At 40.5% G+C, this 16653-nt stretch carries 14 protein-coding genes, 3 tRNA genes, 1 other RNA gene and 1 pseudogene; 6 read left to right on the top strand and 13 right to left on the bottom strand.

Annotated features, from left to right (window positions below; translation table 11 throughout):
• Positions 1-142 precede the first annotated feature (142 nt).
• Positions 143-1198, top strand: a complete 1056-nt coding sequence (locus tag GKR61_RS15705; RefSeq protein WP_195848398.1) for an ElaD/SseL family deubiquitinase — start codon at positions 143-145, stop codon at positions 1196-1198.
• Positions 1199-1280: 82 nt separating this feature from the next.
• On the opposite strand, the gene GKR61_RS15710 is transcribed toward GKR61_RS15705, so the two are convergent.
• The gene (locus GKR61_RS15710; RefSeq protein ID WP_036950553.1) at positions 1281-1433 is read right to left on the bottom strand and encodes an AcrZ family multidrug efflux pump-associated protein; all 153 of its coding nucleotides are present in this window, start codon (positions 1431-1433) and stop codon (positions 1281-1283) included.
• A 191-nt stretch (positions 1434-1624) separates the two neighbouring features.
• Between GKR61_RS15710 and modE the strand changes: the two genes are divergently transcribed.
• The 4 genes from modE to GKR61_RS15730 all read left to right on the top strand — a co-directional run bounded on the left by modE (position 1625) and on the right by GKR61_RS15730 (position 6062).
• Positions 1625-2413, top strand: coding sequence for a molybdenum-dependent transcriptional regulator (gene modE / locus GKR61_RS15715; RefSeq protein ID WP_036950555.1), 789 nt, complete (start codon positions 1625-1627; stop codon positions 2411-2413).
• 134 nt (positions 2414-2547) lie between these two features.
• Positions 2548-4026, top strand: coding sequence for a molybdate ABC transporter ATP-binding protein ModF (gene modF, locus GKR61_RS15720; protein WP_036950558.1), 1479 nt, complete (start codon positions 2548-2550; stop codon positions 4024-4026).
• 373 nt (positions 4027-4399) lie between these two features.
• Positions 4400-5152 (top strand): 2,3-diphosphoglycerate-dependent phosphoglycerate mutase, encoded by a 753-nt coding sequence (gene gpmA / locus GKR61_RS15725; protein ID WP_036950561.1) that lies wholly within the window; start codon positions 4400-4402, stop codon positions 5150-5152.
• A 175-nt stretch (positions 5153-5327) separates the two neighbouring features.
• Positions 5328-6062, top strand: a complete 735-nt coding sequence (locus GKR61_RS15730) for a hypothetical protein (RefSeq protein WP_154639895.1) — start codon at positions 5328-5330, stop codon at positions 6060-6062.
• Positions 6063-6110: 48 nt separating this feature from the next.
• On the opposite strand, the gene GKR61_RS15735 is transcribed toward GKR61_RS15730, so the two are convergent.
• The 4 genes and pseudogenes from GKR61_RS15735 to nadA form a co-directional block, all read right to left on the bottom strand.
• On the bottom strand, positions 6111-7082 hold the full coding sequence (locus GKR61_RS15735) for a hypothetical protein (protein WP_154600188.1): 972 nt from the start codon (positions 7080-7082) through the stop codon (positions 6111-6113).
• 233 nt (positions 7083-7315) lie between these two features.
• Positions 7316-8371, bottom strand: coding sequence for a 3-deoxy-7-phosphoheptulonate synthase AroG (aroG, locus tag GKR61_RS15740; protein WP_036950570.1), 1056 nt, complete (start codon positions 8369-8371; stop codon positions 7316-7318).
• A 332-nt stretch (positions 8372-8703) separates the two neighbouring features.
• Positions 8704-9426 (bottom strand): nicotinamide riboside transporter PnuC, encoded by a 723-nt coding sequence (pnuC, locus tag GKR61_RS15745; RefSeq protein WP_036950573.1) that lies wholly within the window; start codon positions 9424-9426, stop codon positions 8704-8706.
• Positions 9427-9521: 95 nt separating this feature from the next.
• Positions 9522-10561: pseudogene (nadA, locus tag GKR61_RS15750) on the bottom strand (quinolinate synthase NadA).
• A 239-nt stretch (positions 10562-10800) separates the two neighbouring features.
• Here nadA and GKR61_RS15755 point away from each other — a divergent pair.
• Positions 10801-11676, top strand: coding sequence for an aminoglycoside 6-adenylyltransferase (locus tag GKR61_RS15755; protein ID WP_154633856.1), 876 nt, complete (start codon positions 10801-10803; stop codon positions 11674-11676).
• Positions 11677-11723: 47 nt separating this feature from the next.
• Here GKR61_RS15755 and GKR61_RS15760 read toward each other — a convergent pair.
• The 8 genes from GKR61_RS15760 to tolA form a co-directional block, all read right to left on the bottom strand.
• A non-coding RNA gene (locus GKR61_RS15760) (RtT sRNA) lies at positions 11724-11852 on the bottom strand.
• A 42-nt stretch (positions 11853-11894) separates the two neighbouring features.
• Positions 11895-11970 (bottom strand) — tRNA-Lys (locus tag GKR61_RS15765).
• 171 nt (positions 11971-12141) lie between these two features.
• Positions 12142-12217: transfer RNA gene (locus GKR61_RS15770), tRNA-Lys, on the bottom strand.
• Between the two features lie 170 nt (positions 12218-12387).
• Positions 12388-12463, bottom strand: a tRNA-Lys gene (locus GKR61_RS15775).
• A gap of 205 nt (positions 12464-12668) precedes the next feature.
• Positions 12669-13451, bottom strand: a complete 783-nt coding sequence (gene cpoB, locus GKR61_RS15780) for a cell division protein CpoB (protein WP_036947759.1) — start codon at positions 13449-13451, stop codon at positions 12669-12671.
• Positions 13452-13473: 22 nt separating this feature from the next.
• Positions 13474-13971, bottom strand: coding sequence for a peptidoglycan-associated lipoprotein Pal (gene pal, locus GKR61_RS15785; RefSeq protein ID WP_006660438.1), 498 nt, complete (start codon positions 13969-13971; stop codon positions 13474-13476).
• A 43-nt stretch (positions 13972-14014) separates the two neighbouring features.
• Positions 14015-15307, bottom strand: coding sequence for a Tol-Pal system beta propeller repeat protein TolB (tolB, locus tag GKR61_RS15790; protein WP_036947763.1), 1293 nt, complete (start codon positions 15305-15307; stop codon positions 14015-14017).
• Positions 15308-15451: 144 nt separating this feature from the next.
• Entirely contained in the window at positions 15452-16588 is a 1137-nt protein-coding gene (gene tolA / locus GKR61_RS15795; RefSeq protein WP_036947774.1) for a cell envelope integrity protein TolA, read from the bottom strand.
• Positions 16589-16653: the final 65 nt, after the last annotated feature.

Genomic DNA, 16653 nt, shown 5'->3' on the forward strand with positions numbered 1-16653 from the left:
ACTTATCATGCTAATTACACCGCAGGATTTTTGGGTCTTAGCATCATCGCTTTTATATAGCCTTAAATATATTTCCTTTGTAATTTTATCGGCACAAATCATTTACATTTGAATGTTTAATTCAATTTTTTTGCCATGCGTCATGAAAAAAGGAAAAGGTATGATTCCCACACAGGTAGTACGCGCTCCAACCCAAAATAATTACATAAGCGGATTAACGACCGAACAATTTAATCGATTATTTGATGAAGAGATCAATCCAGAAACGTTGGATGTTTTGGGAAAACAGGCAGGAAATGGCGATTTAAACAGTATTGAGTTACTACACAATATCGCCCTACGCCAAGGCTCTTCAGGAAAAAAAGCCGAAAATATCCTATTCGATTTATTCAGTGGTAAACAGCCAGCAAAGAAAGGAATTGATAAGGAAATACAGAAAACCAGTGAAACGTTATACCAACTATATACCGACAAAAAACTCGCAAACCACTTTGACGATTCAAAGTTAAAAAAACCGTCTAAGCTCCTCTATATTATTGGTTCATCCATAAAAAACCTCATGGATAAGATTGGATTAAGCACCCTGTTATTCAAAGATGATAGAACAGAATCAACACTTTGGGATACAAATAGAATGGTCACCAGCGATGAAATTGATTCCGAGAATAAAGCCCTCAACGCCTTACCATCTAATATAACCATCAATAGCGCAATGCCTCTTACTCTAAGTGGGTTAGATTTTTTGAAGGAAAATATTGAACAAAAAGAGAAAAATTCGCAGGGATTGAATCAACTTGAATTATTCCCCATCAATGTCCACGAGCATTGGATTTTGCTTGCACTTTATCGAGATCAATTGACACAGAAAACCGATAGTGTGGTATTCAATTCATTCACTGGACTCGCGCCCGAAATTCGTGAACAACTCATGGATGCCGCTCAAGTTGTTGGGGCTGGTGATAATATGACCTTTATTGAAGGGAATATTCAACAATACGTGCCAAATGGTTGTGGGCTATTTGTTCTTGAAGCAATCAAAAAATTAACTGAGAACACACAACAAGATCCAATAGATATCCTCAAAACATTCCACAAAAATTTCCCAGAAAAATCCGTAGAAGAACAACAAGAGTTTAATATTCAAAACCGCAGAGAGTTGTTTTCAAACTATTACGATGACCAACATCATTTATTTTAAAGCGCTCTACTAAAACGAAAAGCCCCTTGACTGCATGCACAATCAAGGGGCTAGGATTAATTCGAGCTAAGCTCGCTATGTATTACTTATTTTCAGTATTATGGTGATGCGGAACATGCGCTTTAGACAATAGGTTAAAGAATGAACCTAAGCCATAGATCAGACCCATGATCAATACCATTACAACCGGAACCATTAATAGGGCAAAACCCAAACTTTTGATAAGTTCTAACATCTAAGCCTCTTCAGTGATACTGTGCTCACCAGCATTCTGATACGCTGACGAGGGAAAAATCAATATAACAAAAATAATAACGCACAATAGCATTATATTGCATACTATTTTAGACAAATTATTATACTAGCAACATACTAAATGTGCTTTTTGCCTTTGCCGCCACAATCCTAGCAGGGAGATTTTAAACAATGCAGGCCGAAATCTTACTTACATTGAAGCTACAGGGAAGTTTATTTGCCGACCCTCGCCGAATTGCGCTATTAAAGCAGATAAAAGCAACAGGATCGATTAGCCAAGGCGCTAAACTTGCAGGGATCAGCTATAAAAGTGCATGGGATGCCATCAATGAAATGAACCAACTGACCGATGATATTCTGCTGGATAGATCAACCGGAGGCAAAGGTGGCGGCGGAACCACTCTCACCCAGTATGGAGAAAGATTAATCCAGCTCTATGATTTACTGGGGCAAATTCAACAAAAAGCCTTTGATGTGCTCAAAGATGATAGCCTTCCCCTTGATAGTTTACTCGCTGCAATCTCTCGCTTTTCATTGCAAACCAGTGCCCGAAACCAATTTTTTGGTACTCTGATTGCTCGAGATCACAACCATGTTTTACAGCATGTTCAAGTGAAATTGGCCGACAAGAAAACTGTCATTAATGCCGCACTAACCGAGTCCAGCGCTAACCGCCTTGGCTTAGTTGAAGGGAAAGAAGTCCTCGCTCTGATTAAAGCGCCGTGGGTCAAATTGACCAAACAACCAAGCGAAACCCATTTTGATAATCAACTGGCAGGCACCGTTTCAACCCTCGAAAGAGGCCCTGAAAACAGCGAGATCCTTGTCGCTTTAACGGGTGGAGAAACACTCTGCTCTACCTTATCAAATCAAGAAGTTGATGCGTTAAAACTGGCGATTAACGACCCGATTACAGCGCTATTTAATGCCGACCAAGTGATTATCGCTACACTTTGTTAGATTTTTAGGGGTTAACGCCCCTAATATTGCTCCTAATTCGCTATTTTTTAGCTTCCCCCTCATGTCGACTTATTGACTTTACCTGTAAACCTGATTATTTGTGGTAGCAGGCAGGTCAATGATAAGGAAGCTAAATGAGCTCGATAACAATACAAAATGGGTGCTTTAAGCTGAGCGAGACCCAAACGCTCGATATTCCTCATCTCGAAATTCATTCGGGTGAAAGCTGGGCTTTTATTGGTGCCAATGGTAGCGGAAAATCATCGCTAGCACGCGTACTCTCTGGGGAGTTGAAATCCCTTACCGGAATCACCCAAAGCGGCTTCAAGTCCCCTATCCGCCTCTCTTTTGAGCAGCTACAAAAAATCATCGCAGAAGAGTGGCAACGTAATAACACCGACTTACTCAGTGAAAATGAAGACGATACGGGCTTTACTGCCGCGGAAATTATTCAACTTCATCATAAAGATAATGAATTGTGCTTAGAACTTGCGGCTAAATTTGGTATCAGCGATTTGCTATCACGCCGCTTTAAATATCTGTCTACCGGGGAAACTCGCAAAGTCTTACTGTGCCAAACTTTGATGAGCTCTCCAGACTTACTGATCCTCGATGAACCTTTTGATGGCTTAGATATCTATTCACGAAGCAATCTTAGCGAACTGCTATTTAGTCTGCATGATAAAGGTCTCACTTTGGTATTAGTTCTCAATCGATTTGATGAGATTCCCGATTTTGTTGAGCACATTGGTGTTGTCGCTGACTGTAAACTCACTCTAAGTGGAGATAGAGAGTCAGTGCTTGCTAACACCCTAATCCACCAGCTACAACACAGTGAAAAAATCAAGCAACTCACTATTCCTGAACAAGAAGATCCCACGATTGAAGAGGCTCTAGATACAGAGACACCACGTATTGTTTTAAACAATGGTGTCGTTAGCTACAACGATAAACCCATTTTACATGAGCTGAATTGGCAAGTTAATCCCGGAGAACATTGGCAGATCATTGGTGAAAATGGTGCGGGTAAATCCACATTGTTAAGCCTGATCACTGGTGACCATCCTCAAGGTTATAGTAATGATTTAACCTTGTTTGGACGCCGTCGCGGCAGCGGAGAAACGATTTGGGATATTAAGCGCCATATTGGCTATGTCAGTAACAGTATTCATCAAGAGTATCGTGTGGCAACCAGTGTACTTAACGTAATTATTTCCGGTTTCCATGACTCCATCGGTCTGTATCAAACACCTTCAGACCGCCAAGTTCAGTTAGCTTATGAATGGCTAGCACTGCTTGGATTTGCACCACAAACGGCTCAACAACCATTTCATAGCTTATCGTGGGGTCAACAGCGATTAATTCTGATTGCTCGCGCTTTGGTTAAACACCCTACCATGCTTATTTTGGATGAACCTCTTCAAGGGCTTGATGGGCTAAATCGCCTGCTGGTATTACGTTTTATCGATATCATGCTTAGCCGAGGAAATACTCAGCTATTGTTTGTTTCACATCACCAAGAAGATGCGCCATCGTGCATTACCCATCGCCTGAAGTTTGTCCCTGATGGGGATAAATACCGCTACGATATTGAAATTGTCTCAGAATTATAACCTTGCTATCCTGCTGGTAAGTATTTACTTACCAGCATCATTTATTACCCCTTATCAAATTTCCCAATAAATTAATCCAGCACATATTATTATTGAATTTTTCACTTGCTGTATCGATTCACTTAGGGTTAAATCTATGGCATACCTTCTGATTTACTGAGCCAGTGACACGGTGCTAAAACACCTAATAGACTAAATCGTTTCGTCTAATCTTAAGTTAAATTAAAACCACTAATCCCAAGATATTATTGCTTTTTTTGACTTGAAACTGAGAAAACGTCATGTTGTCACTAGCGTTCGGGACGACTATCCCTATAATGTAGGTCAGCAATAATTCATTTCTAATTTGAATGTACTGATAGGAGTTTTAGCTATGGCTGTAACTAAACTGGTTTTAGTAAGACACGGTGAGAGTGAGTGGAACAAAGAAAACCGCTTCACCGGTTGGACTGATGTAGAACTGTCAGAGAAAGGTCGTGAAGAAGCCAAAAATGCAGGTCAACTTCTGAAAAAAGAAGGTTTTGTTTTTGATTTCGCTTATACCTCCGTTCTGAAACGTGCCATCCACACCTTATGGAACATTCTGGATCAAGTTGAACAGCAATGGCTGCCAGTTGAAAAAAGCTGGAAATTAAACGAGCGTCATTACGGTGCACTGCAAGGCTTAGACAAATCAGAAACCGCGGCAAAATACGGTGATGAACAAGTGAAACTGTGGCGTCGCGGTTTTGCAATTACCCCACCAGACCTGACTAAAGATGATGAGCGTTTCCCTGGTCACGACCCACGTTACGCAAACTTAAAACCATCTGAATTACCAGTGACTGAAAGCTTAGCAACCACTATCGATCGCGTTGTTCCTTACTGGGAAGAAGTGATTAAGCCACGTGTTGAAAAAGGTGAGAAAGTGATCATTGCCGCTCACGGTAACTCACTGCGTGCTCTGGTTAAATACTTGGACAACATGGGTGAAGAAGAAATTCTGAACCTGAACATCCCAACAGCAGTGCCACTGGTTTATGAGTTCGATGAGAACATGAAACCAATCAAGCGCTACTATCTGGGTAACCAAGATGAAATCGCAGCAAAACAAGCGGCGGTTGCAAACCAAGGTAAAGCGAAGTAATTACTAACTTTTCTTTATGCCTATTGAGGGTTAAGCCAATGGCTTAGCCCTTTTTTATTGGCATTTTTCTTTATTTTTCGAGTTTGATTATAAAATCCATCACCTCAGAGTGTCGAAAACACCGAGAACCGACTATCATAGGGAAAATTCACTGAAAGGTTTATAAAACAAGATAATGAATAAGTTTAATCTTTATGTCTGGGTGGGGTTGATCCTCAGCGCCAGTATTTTAGGTGCGCTACTGTATATGTTACAAACAGGGGAAATGACTCTTGAAGGCCCTGCTGGCAGCGCAAACCCTGATCTGATGAAAACATTGATGATCATTGCGTGTGTCAGCTTCCCTCTGCAAATCGTCAGCATGATGGTTCTCAATTATAAGCCTACATTCGCTATTGTTCTGGCCGTGGTCAGCAGCGTCGCATTAATGCCAATTACCATTGTGTTTGCGATGGGTATGGTCTTTTCTGCCATCCGCTGGCGTTACCACCAACTCACGCCATTTGATACCACCATTAATGTGCCTTTCGACGTCAGTATCCCGATGAATAAACGCAGCAATACAATGATGGTATTCCCGATTGCGATTTTAGGTATCGTACTGATTGTATTAAGCCAAAGCCTAGGTATGTTTTTATTTGTACTGGCAATTTTCTTAGGTTTCTTTGGTAAAAAAGCGAGTAGCACTACCTACTTGGCGATCAAAGATGCACATTTTTATATTCGCCCGAATATCTTTGCTTATTGTTACCGTATCCCACTCAAAGATGTGAAATATATAAAGACAGAGAAAGGAAAACTGTTTTTTATCGCGAAAGTTGATGGCGATGAAATAAAGCTTTCTGCAAATCCTATGAATGTAACACCTGAGGATAATACCAAGATTAAAAATCTTATTGATAGATTTTAAATTACAAATAAAAACCTCTGCCAATAAATGTACTGGCAGAGGACTATTTTAATTTACAGTTATTGCTGGAGGCATATTCCCTATATTATAATTGTCAGCTATTTTTTGAATGATTGTAGATTCAAAAACCTTAAACCCGGCAATTGTAATAGATAAATTATCAAAATTTTCATAATTAGAAATATTAATAAAATCTAACATTCTATCATTATTTTTATTTTTCTCCTCCGCTTCGACACTTGAAATTATTTCACTAATTCTATTAGAAAAATCGGTTATTTTTTCAATGTTTTCTTCTCGATTATAAATTTCTTTTTGTGCCTGTTCTAATTCATATCCACTAAGTTTCCCTACATCTATACTTTGTTTCAATAAATCAACTCTATTTTTAGATTCAACTATATTTTTACTAAATATCTCCTGATGATTAAGATAACTACTTCCTTTATACTCCCCATATTTATCATAATTATATATCGTTGCATTCAAATTGTTAGCCACTTGATTTAAATATAAAAAATTACCACGATAGTTTATAGCCTCACTGTTTAACTTTAGCAAAATATCATTAAGACGTGGATCAAACTGAGCTATTTTCTCACGGAGCTCATTACTCATTACGGGAATAGCAGGAATATTAGCTTTTATTTCTCCAAATTTTTCTAAAATCGAAAAAGCATCTTCTTTTCTATTAGCTGGGTTGTTCAAATAGCTTCTTACTTCAATAGCTATCTTTTTATAAATCTCGATACACTCAACCATTTTATTGAAATGAGAATCAAGATAAGCTAAATGTTCTTTAGCGATTGCATGTTCTTCATATGTAATATTTCGGTTATATGAATCTGATGTTATATCAAAAATCTCATTAAACTTTGAATTAAACTCCGAACGTGCCATTTTATATTTTTCAACTGAATATTCCGCCCCTAAAATAGCCTCCTCCGTAAAAGAAACAAAATTATCCAAATCTATAAGATGATTAATATAATCATCTTTATTAAATAATTCACCAGTCATAAATAAGCTCCATTTAATTAAATAAGTATATGAAAAAACCAAAAATACATTAATTAAATTAAAGTGGAAAAACAAATTTAGTTTTTATATGGGATTAATTCAAATAAAAATAAATAATATAAAATATCATTGCAATATTGTTTATTTCATTAAAATTTCAATTAGATACGTTTATAAAAATGAAGCCAGTTCTATTACAGAACTGGCTTCATTTTATAGCAATTTTTATTAATCTATTTATTACGACGAGCAATCACCGCATCGGATAATTGACGTAAAACTTTTTCCGTATCATCCCAACCAATACACGCATCAGTGACACTCTTACCGTAAACCAAAGGCTCGCCAGATTCTAAATTCTGGTTACCTTCAACTAGGTGGCTTTCGATCATCACACCCGTAATTGAGCGATCGCCATTGCTAAGCTGGGCGCTAACATCCGTTGCAACTTCCATCTGTTTTTCAAATTTCTTGCTGCTGTTCGCATGACTAAAGTCGATCATAATGCTTGGGATAAGCCCTGCATTCGTTAACCCTTCACGCACGTCTTTAACATGTTCAGCGCTGTAATTTGGCGTTTTGCCACCACGTAAAATAATATGGCAGTCAGGGTTTCCGCTTGTATTCACAATCGCTGAATGACCCCATTTAGTGACCGATAAGAAACTGTGCGCCGAGCGCGCTGAATTAATAGCATCAATCGCAATTTTAATTGTGCCATCAGTTCCGTTTTTAAACCCTACAGGGCAAGATAAGCCGGAAGCTAATTCACGGTGGATTTGTGATTCAGTGGTGCGCGCACCAATGGCGCCCCAGCTCATTAAATCCGCCACATATTGTGGGCTGATCACATCGAGGAATTCACCCGCCGTTGGTAAGCCCTGGTCATTGATCGTTAGCAGCAGCTCGCGCGCGATACGTAACCCTTCGTTAATATCAAAACTATGATCCATATGAGGATCGTTAATTAATCCTTTCCAACCAACTGTAGTACGCGGTTTTTCAAAATAAACACGCATCACAATTTCTAAAGAATCTTTTAACTCTTCACGAAGTTTTTTCAAGCGCTCAGCGTATTCCAAAGCCGCTTTTGTATCGTGAATAGAACATGGACCAATGACAACGACTAGACGGTCATCTTTCCCTACTAGGATATTGTGAATAGCATGACGAGCTTCATGAACGGTAAACGCCGCTTTATCGGTTGCTGGAAATTTTTCAAGCAGTGCAATAGGGGGTAATAATTCTTTTATTTGTTTTACTCTGACGTCATCGTTCTGATAGTTCATACTGGCATATCCAATGTTTATTATTTTTCCTAAAGTTGAGTTACATACCTTTTTGAGTCTCAATAGCTAACAATTAACTTAAAATGCGACAGGTATCGAATTTTCAATCTAACTGTTCCCTAGCCATCTGTAAACAGCCAAAATGGCGAGATAATCACTCATTATTCCGCTTCTGATTATAAAATGAGGTGAAACAGTGATATCTAGCACAATAGCTAAACAGTTGAGGGATAATACAGAGTAAAAATATAAAGAAACGGCTAAATAACGATGATGTTACTTTAACCGTTTTTTGCATTTTTTCCTATTGAGTAACTAACTTAACAAGAAGCTTAGTCACGAGATAACGCCGTTGAGCCATTTTCTTTCGCGGATTTGATCCACAACCGAGAACCATTCAATGCAATACCAAGCAGAATTAAATATTCCAGTGACATTGCATAAACGCCTTGGATAAAGAAAATCACAATACTAATAACGTTAATCACTACCCAGAGTAGCCAGTTTTCTACATACTTACGAGTCATTAAAATCATCGCTACCACAGATAACACAGTCATTGTGGAATCCCAGAATGGGAAAGCATCTGGATCTAGCGTTGGTAAGGTTAAGTTAGCGCCAAATAGGTTTAATAATTCAACCGCCCAAGTTGCAAGGCGCCCAAATGCCGCATCAATATTAAAGGTAAGGAAAATAATAGCTAAAACCGAAATAACCAGCGTTGTTAACGCCTTAGGAAGACTTAGCCAACGGATTTTCAGCTCTGCTTCTTGAGCATTTGATACGCGACTCCATGCATACCAACCATAAATATTGGCGCCGAAGAAAAATACCTGTAAAAGCAAATTAGCGTATAACTGAATTTGGAAAAAAATCACTGCGAATAAGGTCACATTAATGAGACCAAATAAGTAGTTGATAGTTTTTTCAAAGCTTGCCAATAGAATACACAATAAACCCGCTATTGTGCCAACAGCTTCAATATACGAAAGGTCATAAATAGTTCCCCATACAGGGATCTGCACTAACGTATTTGCGGTGCTAAAAAACTCCATTTTCAAATCCTATTTATCATTCATCGTTAAAATAGCATTGCTCATCAATATCACACGGTTAACTTATTTGAAATTAAACCGCTCATTTTTGGTTGTTATTTTAGACTTTCTGCAAACTTTAACATTTTATCCAATGGTAATAGGGCTTTTTCACGCAGCTGTGCGTCTACATGAATTTGGTGCTCGATACCATTGCCTTCTAAAGCCGCTGTAATCGCCTGTAAGCCATTCATTGCCATCCAAGGACAATGGGCACAAGTTCTACATGTGGCCCCTCACCTGCCGTTGGAGCAATATACAGTGACTTATCTGGACACGCTTGCTGCATTTTATAAAAAATACCCTTATCGGTCGCTACTATCATGGATGGGTTAGGTAACGTTTGTGCAGCTTTAATCAGTTGGCTAGTTGAACCGACAGCATCCGCTAAATCTACAACCGCCTGAGGCGATTCAGGATGAACCAATACCGCCGCTTCAGGATACATGGCTTTCATTTTCTCTAATGATTGGGTCTTAAATTCATCGTGAACGATACAAGCCCCTTGCCAACAAAGAATATCCGCGCCAGTTTGTTGTTGAACATAGCGCCCTAAGTGCTTATCCGGCGCCCAAATAATCTTTTCGCCGAGGCTATCTAAGTGTTCAATCAACTCCACCGCAATACTGGATGTCACGACCCAATCTGCACGGGCCTTTACCGCGGCTGACGTGTTCGCATACACCACCACAGTTCTGTCTGGGTGAGCATCACAGAAGCGGGCAAATTCTTCGTCTGGGCAGCCAATATCCAGCGAGCATTGTGCGTCGAGTGTTGGCATCAAGACATTTTTTTCTGGGCTTAGGATTTTGGCTGTTTCCCCCATAAATCGTACGCCAGCAACAACAAGGGTTGATGCATCATGTCGAGCGCCAAAACGCGCCATCTCAAGGGAGTCGGCAACACAGCCGCCAGTTTCTTCAGCTAATGCTTGTATTTCAGGATCGGTATAGTAATGGGCTATGATCACCGCATTTTTTTCGACCAATAATTGCTTAATGCGCTCACGATAAAATGCTTTCTGATCGGTATTTAACAGTGCTGGCTTAGGAGGAAAAGGATAAACAGCATGGTCAAAATCGATAAACTCGCTCATTTCTTGCCTCTGTTTAGTAGAAAGTTATTTTATGCTTATAAATATTCATAAAACCCCTAATTCTACATACTTTTGTTTTATATACTAAACAAGATACGCTTATTTGGCTAAGATGTCTCCAACCTTTTCACCTATAAGCGAATGATTTTATCATAGTGCCCTTTTTCACGATTTGTTTTTCGCTTTTATCCTCATTTGTCGGTATCTTAGTGGCTTCTGTTAACTCCAATAGGTTAGTTATGGAATCACCTGCAACGCTATTAAATAAAATAATTTCTATTTCACTACTCGAACCTAGAATCGAAGCCGTCATACTGACTGGATCTAGAGGGAGAGAATTAGACATCGATGGCTATTCAGACATCGATATTGAACTCATTGGTCATGGTGTGACTGCACTTTTCAATGATAAACAATGGGTTAGCCTTATTGCCAATCCATTAATCGCATTACATTTAGAAAATGGTGGTGAAAATGAGCCAGAAGATCCCACCTGCTTAGTAATTTATGAAGAGGGGCGCAAAGTAGATTTTACATTTGCAGAACCTTCTCGATTACTCAAAATGCAGCAACAAGGGTTAGATAGTACTTACTCACGTGGTTTCATGGTGCTGTTAGATAAAACCGGGATCACGGATGCACTACCGTCGCCTAATCCTCGCGTATTAAAACCTGCACCGTTAAGTGAACATCAGTTTAATGAACTGGTTACGGATTTTTGGTTTGAAGCACACCAAGTAGCAATTGCATTAACGCGTAATGAGCTATGGAGTGCTTGGTCAAGAAGCACTGACATGAAACGCTTTTTTCTCAGTTTACTTGAACAAACTGTTGCTCATGGAAATACACAGCATGATGTTTGGTATAACGGTAAACATTACCAGCAATGGATGCCTGTGCGTGTTATTCAAGCAACTGAAATGATTTTTGACTGTAGCACTGCGCAAAAAGCTGCATTATCTCTACATTGCTTGATGGGCCATTTTATGGAAGCGATGACTGAAGCCATTGAACTGTTTGGTTATCAAGATAACCGAGCGGTAGGTTTAAAAGTGCAAGAAATTGTTATCGGGATCTTAAAGGATAATGGATTAATTCCTGAAAATCTGGAATAAATGGTATTAGGCTGGCGAGGGAATGCTGGTTTTTGGGGTACTTGAGATGGTGGGTCGTGCAGGATTACTCGGACTTTGCCCTCGCCCTTCGGGTCGTTGCGACAAGCGCAATGCTGTCTCGCTTCGCTCGGCTCGAACCTGAACGCAGCTTCTCACCTACACTCAACGTACAATATGCAAATGACAGAGTTGTTTAGGATTGGGGAGTTTACTTGAGATGGTGGGTCGTGCAGGATTCGAACCTGCGACCAATTGATTAAAAGTCAACTGCTCTACCAACTGAGCTAACGACCCATCTAATTTTTTGATTTTCTGTACTAATATAATATCGAGAACGTACAGAATTCTTCGACCTTCGGTCTCACCCTACGGGTTGAACCTGCAACCATCTTATTAACAGTTAACAATTCTACCAACTGAACTAACGACCCATCTGAAATGCTTAAATTGTTTACTGCTTTTAGATGGTGGGTCGTGCAGGATTCGAACCTGCGACCAATTGATTAAAAGTCAACTGCTCTACCAACTGAGCTAACGACCCATCTAATTTTTTGATTTTCTGTACTAATATAATATCGAGAACGTACAGAATTCTTCGACCTTCGGTCTCACCCTACGGGTTGAACCTGCAACCATCTTATTAACAGTTAACAATTCTACCAACTGAGCTAACGCCCCATCTTTGCTGCTTAAATTGTTTACTGATTTAGATGGTGGGTCGTGCAGGATTCGAACCTGCGACCAATTGATTAAAAGTCAACTGCTCTACCAACTGAGCTAACGACCCATCTAAATGTTTTTAGAATCAATGTTTAATCGATTCTTGCTGATATGACTCGGATTTATCAACCCGCGCTTTCTCGTATCAACGGCGGCTTATATTACTGATTTCTGACGAGGGTGCAATGGTTTTTTTTAAAAAAAAGATTAAGTGCACACTAAACATACGGATAACCCCGAAATATTCGGCTACATCGCTTCGGGGTTATCAATTACAGTGTACTGAGCTTCTTCTCTGCAAGTTTTGCACCAGAACTATTTGGGTATTGTTGTAATACCTGCTGGTAAACAGCCTTCGCTTTATCTTTCTGTCCCTTATCTTGCATGATCAACCCCACTTTAAATAAGGCTTCACTGCTTTTTTGAGACTTAGGATACTGCTTAACTACAGTCGCAAAGTAGAATGCGGCGTCATCCTTGCTACCTTTGTTGTAGTTTAACTGTCCTAGCCAATAGTTGGCATTCGATTGATATCCAGATTTTGGATATGTTTTGATAAACCCTTGTAATGCACCAATCGCTTCATCAATCTGTGCTTTGGACTTACTTTCCATTGCCAGTTTAACAGCTGCATTGTAATCATCTTTTTCATTACCGCCGGAGCTTGCAGCTGGCGTATCTGAAGAAGATGATTGCGCATTTGATGCACTAGTATCAGTTGCATCTGAAGAGCTTGAAGAATCACCACCACTCGCTTTGTCTAATTGCATGTACAAATCTTTTTGGCGCTCAACAACTTGATTCAATTTGTATTCACTTTCTTGAATCTGTCCACGTAACATATCAATATCACGTTGGTTATCGGCTAATTGCTGCTGGATTTGATAAATCATTTGACCTTGAGAGCTAACAGCGGTCTCAAGTTGAGTGAGGCGGTCTGCGGAAGAACCCGATCCGACATTGTTGATTGGCGCTTGGGCAATAGCGGCCCAAGGGGCCGCTACGCCAACCAATAACGACAGACCAACTAGTAATTGTCTGAAGTTACTGTTCATAATAGATAATTTCGCTTATCTATTAGTATGCAATGACTGCACGACGGTTTTTCGCGTAGTCTGCTTCAGTGTGACCTAACACAGCTGGTTTTTCTTTACCGTAAGAAACCAGTGAAACTTGGTCACCTGAAACGCCTTTGCTTTGCAGATACATTTTAACTGCGTTAGCACGACGCTCGCCCAGTGCGATGTTGTATTCTGGAGTACCGCGCTCATCCGCATGGCCTTCAACAACAACACGTACAGATGGGTTGCTACGCAGGAATGCTGCGTGTGCATCTAACATTTCAGCGTACTCTGGAGATACGTTGTATTTATCGAAACCAAAGTAAACAGTGTTGTTCTGTTGCAGTTGTTCCATTTGCTGACGTGCCAGCTCTTCCGCAGACAGACCAGTGTTAGTTTGATTCATAGAAGAATCATCACCAGTTTGGTCGTTGTTTTTGTTAGAGCTACAAGCTGCGACTGCCATGATTGGTAATGCGATCATCAGCCCTTTAAGCACTTTATTCAGTTGCATCGTTTTGATCCTTAATATTTTTGCCACACATTATTATTATGCATCACAGATACGGCGACCAGGCAGGGAATTTAACCTGTCCATCGGTTGCCGGAAGACGCGCTTTGAAACGCCCGTCGGTCGAAACTAGCTGCAATATAGTCCCCAAGCCTTGAGAGGAGCTATAAATTACCATAGTGCCGTTAGGTGCGATACTCGGCGTTTCATCTAGAAACGTTGACGTTAAATATTCAACGTTACCCGTTGCCAGATCCTGTTTGGCGATATGTTGCTGACCGCCCCCGGAGCTGACCATCACTAAGAAAGTTCCATCCGGGCTTACATCAGCATCCTGATTTTGTGATCCTTCATAGGAGACACGAACAGGACTACCACCATTAATATTCATTTTATAAATCTGCGGACGTCCTGCCTGATCAGAGGTATAAACTAAAGTTTGGCTATCCGGCATCCAGCTTGGTTCAGTATTGTTACTACGACCATCTGTTACTTGACGAATTTGACCACTACCTAAGTCCATCACATATAAATTCAGGCTGCCTGTCTTAGACAGAGCAAAAGCTAGTTTAGTCCCATCTGGTGAGAATGCAGGTGCCCCATTATGACGTGGGAATGATGCAACCTGACGAACCGCACCACTTGATAGAGTCTGGATAACTAGCGCAGAACTACCACTTTCAAACGTTACGTACGCAATCTTTTGGCCATCTGGTGACCAAGCTGGCGACATTAAAGGTTCTGGCGAACGGTGAACCGTGAATTGGTTAAAACCGTCATAGTCAGAAACTCGTAATTCAAACGGATATTGACCGCCGTTGGTCTTCACCACGTAAGCAATACGTGTACGGAAAGCACCACGGATGCCAGTCAATTTCTCAAATACTTCATCACTTGCAGTATGCGCTGCATAGCGTAACCAATCTTTGGTCACTTTAAATTGGTTTTGCGCTAAAACTGCACCTGGGTTAGCGGCAACATCCACTAACTGATAGCTAACAACAAAGCTACCATCAGCTGCTGGTTGAACTTGACCAACAACAACCGCGTTAATGCCTAACGCAGTCCAAGCTTCTGGCGTCACTTCTGAAGCCGTGCCAGGTTGCTGAGGCATGCGGCTTGGTTCAATAGGGTTAAATTTACCACTATTGCGTAAATCAGCACCGACAATTCCGCCCACTTCTTGTGGCGGCGCACCCGCGCCAGCCCATTTAAATGGGACAACGCCAATTGGCTGAGCTGAGTTAACACCTTCAGTAATCTCAATACGGATCTCTGCCTGAGCAACAGTAGCCCATAGCATTAAGAACCCGAGAACTATTTTAAACGCATGCTTCATCCTAATCTCCCTTACTGCGATATTCACCACCGCAATAATTCGCTGAATTTTAACAAAGGTATACTAACAAAACTAGATAGCACACAAACTATTTATTACATTGCCTCAAAATTTACAATACAGACTGCTCTGAGTTGTTGAAAATCAAGGCTTAAATACCAATGTGCTACCCGATTTATTAAACGTATCATAGACCTCTCTGCTAGGTGGTTTTGGCATAGTCGCAAGTTTTGCTGCTCTCATTGCCGCCTCACATAACGCGGGATCATTTGCTGGATTATTTTTCGGTGAAATATTCACCAATAATCCATCTGGTGCTAACTTCAATTGCAGTTCACAAGTACGTCCACGATAACTTTCTGAGTCATAGAATTTACTTTGAACAGCAGCCTTAATTTTACCGGCATAGCTATCAACATCAGCATTCGATGCGCCTGATTTTTTACCACCACCGCTACCCGCAGCTGTTTGTCCACCTTGCTTGCTTGGCCCTGATGCAGTTAAATCACCCAGCAAATCATCAACAGATGATGCACTTTTCGCAGCTTCAGCTTTGGCTTTAGCTGCTTTTGCTTTAGCTTCTTTGTCCGCTTTTTCTTTAGCTTCTTTATCTGCCTTAGCCTTAGCTTCTTTGTCAGCTTTCGCTTTAGCATCAGCTTTAGCTTTGGCTTCTTTATCAGCTTTAGCTTTAGCGTCAGCTTCCGCTTTTTCTTTAGCTTCTTTTTCTGCCTTAGCCTTAGCAGCTTCAGCTTCTTTCTTAGCTTGTGCGTCAGCTTTTTCTTTCGCTGCCGCTTGCTCTTTTACGAGTTTTTCTTTTTCAGCTTTGGCTTGAGCAGCAGCTTCTTCCGCTATTTTTTGCTCTTCCTTCGCTTTTTTAGCCGCATCTAAGGCTTGTTTTTTCTGCTCTTCAGCTTGTTTTTGCTGTTGTTCGGTTTCTCGCTGAGTTTGGATCCGTTCTTCTTCAAGTTTTTGCAGACGTTTTTGTTCCTGCTCTTGCTTTTCTCTTAGCTCAGCATCTTGTTTTTGTTGCTGTTCTTTACGTTCTTTAGCTACTTGCTGGGAGCTTTTTTGCTGCTGCTGAGATTGATTATATTGCTCAACAACTGCGCCTGGATCGACCATCACAGCATCAATGACCGTTCCCTCTTCCCCACCGCCGCCAAGTTGGACGACTGTCACTAAAGAGCCTATAACGATCAAAGCAATCAATAAGATGTGCAGCCCAGCTGACATCAATAATGAGCGCTTCAAATCATCTTGTTTCTCTTTTGTCTTTCCCACTCTGGTTTCCAAAAAAAGAATCGATTCTTTTCAAGTATATCCGCGCCACTCTCAAAGTGGCGTCA

It is taken from the genome of Providencia sp. wls1916, from assembly GCF_009706585.1.
GTDB classification, from domain to species: domain Bacteria; phylum Pseudomonadota; class Gammaproteobacteria; order Enterobacterales; family Enterobacteriaceae; genus Providencia; species Providencia lanzhouensis.